The sequence below is a fragment of the Seonamhaeicola marinus genome (assembly GCF_008085455.1).
On sequence record NZ_VSDQ01000458.1, the window covers coordinates 275 to 676 of the forward strand.

General features: G+C 29.9%; 1 pseudogene. It reads left to right on the forward strand.

Annotated features, from left to right (window positions below):
- Positions 1-339: pseudogene (locus FUA24_RS25085) on the forward strand (glycosyltransferase); the annotation flags it as partial.
- Positions 340-402 lie beyond the last annotated feature (63 nt).

The following is a 402-nucleotide window of genomic DNA, read 5'->3' on the forward strand; positions in this document are numbered from 1 at the left end:
TTTGGTATGGTAAGGCCTATTTTAAATACGTGGCATCCTTCAACAAAAAAAATAACATATTGGTTTCCTACTATATTTTGCTTAGGGTTTTTAATAGCATTATTGTTAGTTTTATTCAATTTTAATAACTTGTTGTTTGCATACGCATTGTACTTTGTATTGGCCTTTTTTGTAGCATTAGCTACTACAAAAAACTTAGAGGTTTCGGTGTTAGCAATACCAGCTATTTGCGTACAATTTTTTGGTTATGGTTATGGATTTTTAAAATCTACATGGGCCGTTGGTGTGCTAAAAAAACAACCTGAAGCCCGTTTCCCTAAGTTGTTTTTTAAAAAATAATAGCACCTTTAATATTGGCATTATCTTATTAAAATGATAGGTAAAATAAAATCTAAAATAGCA